Here is a 9,087-nt window from a genome sequence, read left to right as displayed (position 1 = left end):
AGCCGCCCAATCTCTAACTGACCGCACCCGACCCAACGGTGGGAGCGGGCTTGCTCGCGAAGAGGCCCTTCCAGCCAACCAATCTCCAACTGAATCCCCCGCAAATCCAACTGTAGGAGTGAGCCTGCTCGCGAAGGCGGCCTACGAGCCGACCAATCTCTAGCTGACCGCACCCGACCCAACGGTGGGAGCGGGCTTGCTCGCGAATAGGCCACTCCATTCAATGGAGGTGTTGGATCAGCCGACGCCTTCGCGAGCAAGCCCGCTCCCACAGGGGAATGATGTGTTCTCAGGTGCGCGGCAGACGGATGATGGCGGTCAGGCCGCCACCCTGGGTCTCTTCCAGATTCAACTGGCCACCCAAACGCTGCGCCGCCTCGCGGGCAATGGTCATGCCCAGGCCGACGCCGCCGGAGTTGCGATTACGCGAACCTTCCAGGCGATAAAACGGCTCGAACACCGCTTCACGCTTGTCCTCGGCAATCCCCGGGCCGTGGTCGATGACGCGGATCAGCAGTTGCTCGCGCTGATCCTGTAGTTCGATACGTGCTTGCCCGGCATAGCGCAGAGCGTTATCCATCAGGTTGTTGATACACGAGCGCAGCGCCATCGGCTGCACCGGTAGCGGTGCGCAATGGCCGCTGACCTGGACGTCCGCGCCTTGGTCCTGGGCGTTTTCGCACAACGATTCGACCAGCGCCTGCACGTCCATCAACTGCAGGGCTTCGCTGGTGCGCTGTTCGTGCAGGTAGGTGAGGGTGGCGTCGAGCATGCCGATCATGTCGTTGAGGTCTTGGCGCATCTGGCCTTGCAGTTTGTCGTCGTCGATCTGCTCCAGCCGCAGTTTCAACCGCGACAGCGGGGTGCGCAGGTCGTGGGAGACGGCGCCGAGCATGCGTGCCCGTTGCTGCACCTGTTCGCGAATGCGTTGTTGCATCAGGTTGAAAGTGTACGCCGCTTGCCGCGCTTCACGTGGGCCGGACTCGTCCAGTGGCGGGCTGTCGAGGTTTTCGCTCAGGCGTTCGGCGGCGTTGCTCAGGCGCTGGATCGGTCGACTGAGTAGTTTCGCCCCGTACCAGGCAGCGATCATCAGCGAGATGAACTGGAAGGTCAGCGGCACCAGCGGCCCGCCGAACCAGGGGCGTGGCGGGCGATGGGCGAAGCGTGGATCCGGCGGCGGCCGTTGGCCCTCGACGCCCTCGGCGAATTCCGGCGGGGGCGGCGGTGGAGGCGGGCCGTAGTGGTGAAACCAGGCAAAGGCCAGCAGGTGCGCCAGGACGATCGCCACGAACAGCATGCCAAACAGGCGGCCGAACAGCGTGTCGAAGCGCGCTCGCATCAGCCGATGTCTCGCGCATCGAACAGGTAACCCTCACCGCGCACGGTTTTGATCAACTGCGGGGCTTTCGGGTCGTCGCCGAGTTTTTGCCGCAGGCGCGACACCAGCAAATCGATGCTGCGGTCGAAGGCTTCGATCGAACGGCCGCGGGCGGCGTCCAGCAGTTGTTCGCGGCTGAGCACCCGGCGCGGGCGTTCGATGAAGACCCAGAGCAGGCGGAATTCGGCGTTGGACAACGGCACTACCAGACCATCGTCGGCGATCAACTGGCGCAGGACACTGTTCAGGCGCCAGTTGTCGAAGCGAATGTTGGCGCGCTGTTCGGTGCGATCATCGCGCACCCGGCGCAGGATGGTCTGGATCCGCGCCACCAGTTCCCGTGGTTCGAACGGTTTGGCCATGTAGTCGTCGGCGCCCAGTTCCAGGCCGATGATGCGGTCGGTGGGTTCGCAGCGGGCGGTGAGCATCAGGATCGGGATGTCCGATTCGGCGCGCAGCCAGCGGCAAAGCGACAGGCCGTCTTCGCCGGGCAGCATCAGGTCGAGGACCACCACGTCGAAATGTTCGGCCAGCAACGCCTGGCGCATGGCCGCGCCGTCGGTGACGCCGCTGGCGTGGATGTTGAAGCGGGCCAGGTAGTCGATCATCAGCTCGCGGATCGGCACGTCATCGTCGACGATCAGCGCGCGGATGCTCCAGCGCTTGTCGTCTTTATGCTCATCAGTCACGGTCGTTTGGGTGTTGTGCATGGGGCTGTTCATCTGCCAGTAGGCCGCCAACCACAAAGATGGGCTGCGAGGTGGTGGTTTCAGCATAGGCGTCCTGCCGTGAGGCGGGAAGTGCTGATGTAAGGGCGTGTTGCGGCTGGCGAGGCTAGCGGGGGCGCTTGTTGGCGGCGTGTCGGTTGTGTATCGGGTTCGACACAATAGCTGCGAGCGCTATGCTGATCACGATTGTGGCGACGATTTTACCGATCATCGGGTGCCGCGCTGGCGCTGCTTCCGCTACAATGCGCGCCGATTTCGACTTGCCTGAGAGCCCATCCATGTCCGCCTGCCAGACTCCTATCATCGTCGCCCTGGATTTTCCCACCCGTGACGCCGCACTGAAGCTGGCCGACCAGTTGGACCCGAAACTGTGCCGGGTCAAAGTGGGCAAGGAACTGTTCACCAGTTGCGCCGCGGAAATCGTCGGCACCCTGCGTGACAAAGGCTTCGAGGTATTCCTCGACCTGAAATTTCATGACATTCCCAACACCACCGCGATGGCCGTGAAAGCTGCAGCCGAGATGGGCGTGTGGATGGTCAACGTGCATTGCTCCGGTGGCCTGCGCATGATGGCGGCCTGCCGTGAAGAGCTTTCCAAGCGCAGCGGCCCGCAGCCGTTGCTGATCGGCGTGACCGTGCTGACCAGCATGGAGCGCGAGGATCTGGCCGGTATCGGTCTGGACATCGAACCGCAGGAGCAGGTGCTGCGCCTGGCCGCGCTGGCCGAGAAGGCCGGGATGGACGGTCTGGTGTGCTCGGCGCTGGAAGCCACTGCACTGAAGTCGGCGCATCCGTCGCTGCAACTGGTGACCCCGGGGATTCGCCCGGCGGGCAGCGCGCAGGACGATCAGCGCCGTATTCTGACGCCACGTCAGGCGCTGGATGCCGGTTCCGATTATCTGGTGATCGGCCGTCCGATCAGCCAGGCGGCGGATCCGGCCAAGGCACTGGCGTCGGTTGTAGCCGAAATCGCCTAAGTAACCCCTGTAAGAGTGAGCCTGCTCGCGATAGCGGTGTATCAGTGACATTTACTGTGACTGATACACCGCTATCGCGAGCAGGCTCACTCCTACAGTTGGTTTGTGGTGAAACTAAACTTTCAGCACCAGCTTGCCGAAATTCTCCCCGCTGAACAATTTCATCAGCGTCTCCGGAAAGGTCTCCAGGCCTTCGACGATGTCTTCCTTGCTCTTGAGCTGTCCCTTGGCCATCCAGCCGGCCATTTCCTGCGCCGCACTGGCGTACTGGGCGGCGTAGTCCATCACCACAAAACCTTCCATGCGTGCACGGTTGACCAGCAGTGACAGGTAGTTGGCCGGGCCTTTGACCGCCTCCTTGTTGTTGTACTGGCCGATGGCGCCGCAGATCACCACCCGGGCTTTCGGCGCCAGGCGGCTGAGCACCGCGTCGAGGATCTCGCCGCCAACGTTATCGAAGTACACGTCGACGCCTTTCGGGCACTCACGCTTGAGCCCGGCCAGAACGTCTTCGTGCTTGTAGTCGATGGCGCCGTCGAAGCCCAGTTCATCGATCAGGTATTTGCACTTGTCGGCACCGCCGGCGATGCCGACGACTCGGCAGCCTTTGATTTTGGCGATCTGCCCGGCAATGCTGCCCACCGCGCCGGCAGCCCCTGAAAGAACCACGGTGTCGCCAGCCTTCGGCGCGCCCACGTCGAGCAAGGCGAAGTAAGCCGTCATGCCGGTCATGCCCAGCGCGGACAGGTACACCGGCAGCGGCGCCAGTTTCGGATCGACCTTGTAGAAGCCTCTGGGCTCACCCAGGAAGTAATCCTGCACACCGAGGGCACCGTTGACGTAGTCGCCGACGGCAAAGCCCGGGTTGTTCGAGGCGATGACTTTGCCGACGCCCAAGGCGCGCATGACTTCACCGATTTCTACCGGCGGGATGTAGGACTTGCCCTCGTTCATCCAGCCGCGCATGGCCGGGTCGAGAGACAAGTACTCGTTCTTGACCAGGATCTGCCCTGTCGCAGGTTCGCCGACCGGTACTTCCTGGTAGGTGAAGGTCTCACGGGTGGCGGCGCCCACTGGGCGTCTGGCGAGCAGGAACTGGCGATTGGTCTGGGTGGTCATGGCAGGCACTCGAACTGAATGAAGCCTTGTTGATAGACCCTCGAGGTCAATGCTGCAAGGTTGGCTGATGCGGCGAATGCGCAATGATCCAGTGCAGTGATAGTCCCTCGGCGGGGTTTATCACTGCGACGGATGAAGGCATAAACAGCCTTCTGATAGTGCTGACGCGGGGCGGTGGCCGGTGGCTATGCTGCGATTCTGCAAATCCCTCCTGCATCTCTCCTTCGAGGACATAACAATGAGCATGACGTTTTCCGGTCAGGTTGCCGTAGTCACTGGCGCGGCCAACGGCATTGGCCGTGCGACCGCTCAGGCGTTCGCCGCCGTGGGCCTGAAAGTGGTGGTGGCCGACCTGGACGCGGCGGGGGGCGAGGGTACGGTGGCGCTGATTCGTACAGCTGGTGGCGAAGCGACCTTCGTGCGCTGCAACGTTACCGTTGAAAGCGAAGTGAAAAATCTGATGGACGAGGTGATCAATACCTACGGTCGTCTCGACTACGCCTTCAACAATGCCGGGATTGAAATCGAACAAGGCAAGCTGGCCGACGGCTCGATGGATGAGTTCGACGCGATCATGGGCGTCAACGTCAAAGGCGTCTGGTTGTGCATGAAATATCAGCTGCCGTTGCTGCTGGCCCAGGGCGGCGGGGCGATCGTCAACACCGCCTCGGTGGCGGGGCTTGGGGCGGCGCCGAAGATGAGTATCTATGCGGCATCCAAGCACGCGGTGATCGGCCTGACCAAGTCAGCGGCGATCGAATACGCGAAGAAGAAAATCCGCGTCAACGCGGTGTGCCCGGCGGTGATCGACACCGACATGTTCCGCCGTGCCTACGAGGCTGACCCGAAGAAAGGCGAGTTCGCCAACGCGATGCACCCGGTGGGGCGTATCGGCAAGGTCGAGGAAATTGCCAGCGCGGTGCTCTATCTGTGCAGTGATGGCGCGGCGTTTACCACCGGTCATTCCCTGGCCGTGGATGGTGGTGTCACTGCTTTCTGACGCTGTGCTGGATCAATTGAGAAAACCCGCCGCCTGCGTGCGGGTTTTTTTATGGCGGGCCGTCAGTTCCGTGTATTTGCTAAACAATGTGTATCAAACGGTTAGAACGGTCGCTTTTGACGGCGTTGTCGCACAGCCTGTACGGCGTGGCTGTGATTTACTGCCGCCAGCAAAACGGACAGGAGTTTGCGTGCTCATGGAATTGAGAATTGACCGACAGGCAATGGTGCCGGTCGTGCAGCAGATTGTTGATGGAATGACTGACTGGATCTTGCGCAGTGGCGTGGCGCCGAGCACGCGTCTGCCCTCCGTCAGGCAAATTGCGCGTTCCAATCTGCTCAGCCAGTCGTGTGTAGTCGAGGCCTGTGAGCGGCTTGTTGCCCAGGGCCTGCTGTCCGCGCGTCAGGGGTCGGGATTCATCGTGGCGGCGCGGCCAGGCGCTGGGTGCAGCAGGGGATTGGCAGCCATCGATGGCGGACAGGCGCAGGACCGGTTACAGCTCGGCGAGGGAGGCTTGCCACAAAGCTGGCGTGAGTCCGATGACCTGAGCTACGCGATCCGTCAGGTGGCCCGAACCGACATGGCGAGTCTGTTCAATTACAGCAGCCCGCTGGGGCTGCTGGCGCTGCGCGAGCAGATCGTCAAGCGTCTCAGGCTGATTGACATCCAGGCTCTCGATGAGCAGATCCTGACGACCTCCGGTGCCAGCCACGCACTGGATCTGCTGGTGCGCACGCTGCTCAAGGCCGGCGACTGTGTGGTGGTGGAAAATCCGGGCTATGCACCGCTGTTCGAACTGTTGCGCCTGCACGGTGTGCAGTTGCTGGAAGTGCGGCGCACCCCGAGCGGGCCGGATCCCCAGGCGCTGGAGGCATTGTTGCGGCAATTCCGGCCGGTCGCGATGTTCATCAACAGTCATCATCACAACCCCACCGGTTCCTGCCTGACCCCGGCCGTGGCGCAACAGATCCTGCAGCTGTGTATCGTTCATGATGTGCAACTGATCGAAGACGATGTCTACGCTGACCTGCACAATGGCAACGGTATTCGCTTGGCGGCACTCGATGAACGCGTCATCTACGTCGGTAGTTTTTCCAAGACGCTGAGCAGCTCGTTGCGCGTCGGCTTCATTTGCGCCGAGTACCCGCTGATTGCGCGTCTGGCCCGGGTCAAGATGATCAGCAGCATGGGCGCGTCGAGTTTCAATGAGGCGGTGCTGGCCAGCCTTCTGGCCAGTGGCGCGTATCGCAAAATGGTCCAGCGCCAGCGTCAGCGCCTGAATACCGATCGGGTCGCCGCGTTGCAGGCGCTGGAAGACGCCGATTGGGAAGTGTTCGGCAAACCCTGTGGCGGGCTGTTCATCTGGGCCCGTTCACCGCTGAGCGATCCGGCCCGATTGCAGCGTCAGGCGCAGAGCAGTGGCGTGCGCCTGTGCGCCCCGGGGGCTTTCAGCCCGAATGGCGAAGCCGGTGAGTGGCAGCGGATCAATGTGACCTATGCTTGTGATCCGCGGGCCCGGCAATTTTTTCGCAGTACCCGTGCCAATCGACCTCAAACGTTCTGAAAACGACGCGGGCGTAGCTTTTTGCCATTATTCCGACGCCAGAGACTTGTGCTGCTCCATGGCCGTTGCGAATCTTCGTCAACAGACTTTGGCAGAGGACTACGCGCAATGATTTCGGCCGTGCAAGGACGTTTTGCCAACCTCGGTATGGCGAAAAAACTGGGTATCGGGTTTGCCCTGGTGCTGCTGTTGACCGCGCTGGTAGCCGCCATCGGTGTCTGGTCCCTGCAGACCATCAGTCAACGTTTCGACGGGCTGAAACAGATGTCGGCGCTCAACAGCGCGTTGCTCAAGGTGCGGCTGCTGGAGCAGGATTATGCGCTGCACAGCAACCCGAAAACCGTCGATGCCTTGCACGAGGGCGTGGACGGCTTGCTGGCTCTGGCCGGGCAACTCAAGGCGCAGACACCGGCCAACGTGACGGTGATGAGCGATGTCGAGCAGTCACTGGGCGCTTATCGCAAGGCGTTCGACGAGTTCGTCTCGCTGACCCTGGCCAAGGATCTGGCGCTGGAAATGGCCAGTTGGTCGGTGTCCAGCGTGGCCAACAACCTGGACGTGCTGCAAGCCGGGTTGGCTGATGATGGCGCGTATACCTTGAAGGACACCGAAGGCAAGGACGGCGCGCAGTTCATCGAACAGGCCAGCCAGGTCAGCCAAGTGTCGCGGCTGATGTTGCAGGCGATGAACGAGGCGCGGATTCGTCTCGACCAGAGCCGCAAGGGCGATGCCGACAGTGCCGGCAAGGGCAATATCGAACAGGCCGCTCAGGCCCAGGCTCAGGCCGAGCAGTTGAAGACCACGGTCAAGGATGAAGGCTACCTGACAGTCCTCAATGAAGTGTCCGGGCACATCGCCGGTTTCAACGACAAACTGGCCGAATACACCGGCCTGCTGGCACAGGAAAAAACCGTCTACGAACAGTTGCACCAGCGTGCGGCGCAGGTCATGGCGCGTGTCGATCAAGCGTATGTTGCTGAGGACGGCGCGATGCAGGCGGAGCTGAAAAAGAACTCGGTGTTGATCGTCGGCTCCTCCGCGCTGGCGTTGCTGGTGGGGCTGATTGCCGCGTGGGTCATTACGCGGTTGATCGTCGCGCCGTTGCGCAGTGTGATGCGGGTTGCGCAGCAGATTGCCGCCGGGGACTTGAGTGCGCGGGTCGAAGTGACTCGTCGTGATGAAATCGGCCAGTTGATGCTGGCGATGCAGCAGATGGGCACCGGGCTGAGCACGATCGTCAGCGGTTTGCAGGCGGGCATCGAACAACTGGCCAGTTCTGCGCAATCGCTGTCGGCGGTGACCGAGCAGACCAATCTGGAAGTCAGCAGCCAGAAGGAAGAAACCGATCAGGTGGCCACGGCCATGAACCAGATGACCGCCACCGTGCATGACGTGGCGCGTAATGCCGAGGAGGCTGCGCTGGCCGCGCAAACGGCGGATGGCAAGGTCGAGAGCGGGCAGCAGGTGGTGCGCCAGAGCATGGCGCGGATCGAGCAGTTGGCGGATTCGGCGACTTCGGCGAGTTCCAGCATCGAGAGCCTCAGTGCCGAGATTCAGAATATCGGTACGGTGCTCGAGGTGATCAAGAGTGTGGCCGAGCAGACCAATCTGTTGGCGCTCAACGCGGCGATCGAGGCGGCGCGGGCCGGGGAGCAGGGCAGGGGTTTTGCGGTGGTGGCCGATGAGGTGCGCGCGTTGGCGCGGCGTACGCAGCAATCGACTGAAGAGATCGAGCGGCTGGTCAGTGCGCTGCGCGCGGCGGCGCATTCGTCGGTGCAGCAGATTCAGAGCAGTGGTGAACTGGTGAAGCTTGCCGTCAGTGATGCGCTGCAGACGGAGAGTGCGTTGGGGAGTATTGCGGCGGCGGTGTCGTTGATTCAGCAGATGAATCAGCAGATTGCGGCGGCGGCCGAAGAGCAGAGTTCGGTGGCTGAGGAGATTAATCGCAGTGTGACGAGTATTCGTGCGAGTGCTGATCAGTCTTCGATTGCGATGCGGGGGAATGCGGTTTCGAGTATTGAGCTGGCGCGGTTGGGGGGGGAACTTAAGGGGATGGTTGGGCATTTTCGGCTTTGAGCCTTGAGTCTTGGCGGCCTGTGGGCCGACCAGGTTCTTGGGTTTGGGGTGAATATCCGTTGGTTGGGGTGCTGCTGCTGGCGGTTTCGCCCTTACGGCGAGTCACTTTTTCAGACGCCAAAAAGTAACCAAAACGCTGGGCCCCGGCGTACGGCCCTCGCCGTGGCTCGGGTTCCTTCGTTGCGGGGTTCATCCGGGGGCATCGCCTACGGTTTGCTTCGCTGCACCTCCTCTCGATGTGTTTG

Annotated in this window: 7 protein-coding genes and 1 pseudogene; 5 read left to right on the top strand and 3 right to left on the bottom strand. The window is 62.0% G+C overall.

The window, feature by feature from the left end:
* Positions 1 to 289: 289 nt before the first annotated feature.
* Both PseAD21_RS28900 and PseAD21_RS28895 read right to left on the bottom strand, forming a co-directional pair.
* On the bottom strand, positions 290 to 1,339 hold the full coding sequence (locus tag PseAD21_RS28900) for a HAMP domain-containing sensor histidine kinase (protein WP_102359109.1): 1,050 nt from the start codon (positions 1,337 to 1,339) through the stop codon (positions 290 to 292).
* Positions 1,339 to 2,100, bottom strand: a complete 762-nt coding sequence (locus PseAD21_RS28895; RefSeq protein WP_102359110.1) for a response regulator — start codon at positions 2,098 to 2,100, stop codon at positions 1,339 to 1,341. The genes PseAD21_RS28900 and PseAD21_RS28895 overlap by 1 nt, the downstream gene beginning before the upstream one ends.
* A gap of 284 nt (positions 2,101 to 2,384) precedes the next feature.
* Here PseAD21_RS28895 and pyrF point away from each other — a divergent pair, with 284 nt between their 5' ends.
* Positions 2,385 to 3,083, top strand: coding sequence for an orotidine-5'-phosphate decarboxylase (gene pyrF, locus PseAD21_RS28890; protein ID WP_007968913.1), 699 nt, complete (start codon positions 2,385 to 2,387; stop codon positions 3,081 to 3,083).
* A gap of 114 nt (positions 3,084 to 3,197) precedes the next feature.
* Here pyrF and PseAD21_RS28885 read toward each other — a convergent pair whose 3' ends face one another.
* Positions 3,198 to 4,202: an NADP-dependent oxidoreductase gene (locus PseAD21_RS28885; protein ID WP_102359108.1), complete on the bottom strand. Its 1,005-nt coding sequence runs from the start codon at positions 4,200 to 4,202 to the stop codon at positions 3,198 to 3,200.
* Between the two features lie 238 nt (positions 4,203 to 4,440).
* On the opposite strand from PseAD21_RS28885, the gene PseAD21_RS28880 reads away from it, so the two are divergent.
* The 4 genes and pseudogenes from PseAD21_RS28880 to PseAD21_RS30420 all read left to right on the top strand — a co-directional run bounded on the left by PseAD21_RS28880 (position 4,441) and on the right by PseAD21_RS30420 (position 8,842).
* Positions 4,441 to 5,202 (top strand): SDR family oxidoreductase, encoded by a 762-nt coding sequence (locus PseAD21_RS28880; protein WP_102359107.1) that lies wholly within the window; start codon positions 4,441 to 4,443, stop codon positions 5,200 to 5,202.
* A gap of 196 nt (positions 5,203 to 5,398) precedes the next feature.
* Positions 5,399 to 6,766, top strand: coding sequence for a PLP-dependent aminotransferase family protein (locus PseAD21_RS28875; protein ID WP_102359106.1), 1,368 nt, complete (start codon positions 5,399 to 5,401; stop codon positions 6,764 to 6,766).
* A 108-nt stretch (positions 6,767 to 6,874) separates the two neighbouring features.
* Positions 6,875 to 7,933, top strand: a pseudogene (locus PseAD21_RS30425) (HAMP domain-containing protein); the annotation flags it as partial.
* Between the two features lie 27 nt (positions 7,934 to 7,960).
* The gene (locus PseAD21_RS30420) at positions 7,961 to 8,842 is read left to right on the top strand and encodes a methyl-accepting chemotaxis protein (protein ID WP_371859115.1); all 882 of its coding nucleotides are present in this window, start codon (positions 7,961 to 7,963) and stop codon (positions 8,840 to 8,842) included.
* Positions 8,843 to 9,087 lie beyond the last annotated feature (245 nt).

The organism is Pseudomonas sp. AD21 (assembly GCF_002878485.1).
Taxonomy (GTDB): domain Bacteria; phylum Pseudomonadota; class Gammaproteobacteria; order Pseudomonadales; family Pseudomonadaceae; genus Aquipseudomonas.
Note: the sequence above shows the minus strand (reverse complement) of the source record. Positions and strands in the feature narration are given on the sequence as shown.

Excerpts from the sequence above, each read along its gene's own strand:
- PseAD21_RS28900 (WP_102359109.1), bottom strand. The coding sequence starts at position 1,339 with ATGCGAGCGCGCTTCGACACGCTGTTCGGCCGCCTGTTTGGCATGCTG.
- PseAD21_RS28895 (WP_102359110.1), bottom strand. The coding sequence starts at position 2,100 with ATGAACAGCCCCATGCACAACACCCAAACGACCGTGACTGATGAGCAT.
- pyrF (WP_007968913.1), top strand. The coding sequence starts at position 2,385 with ATGTCCGCCTGCCAGACTCCTATCATCGTCGCCCTGGATTTTCCCACC.
- PseAD21_RS28885 (WP_102359108.1), bottom strand. The coding sequence starts at position 4,202 with ATGACCACCCAGACCAATCGCCAGTTCCTGCTCGCCAGACGCCCAGTG.
- PseAD21_RS28880 (WP_102359107.1), top strand. The coding sequence starts at position 4,441 with ATGAGCATGACGTTTTCCGGTCAGGTTGCCGTAGTCACTGGCGCGGCC.
- PseAD21_RS28875 (WP_102359106.1), top strand. The coding sequence starts at position 5,399 with ATGGAATTGAGAATTGACCGACAGGCAATGGTGCCGGTCGTGCAGCAG.
- PseAD21_RS30420 (WP_371859115.1), top strand. The coding sequence starts at position 7,961 with ATGCTGGCGATGCAGCAGATGGGCACCGGGCTGAGCACGATCGTCAGC.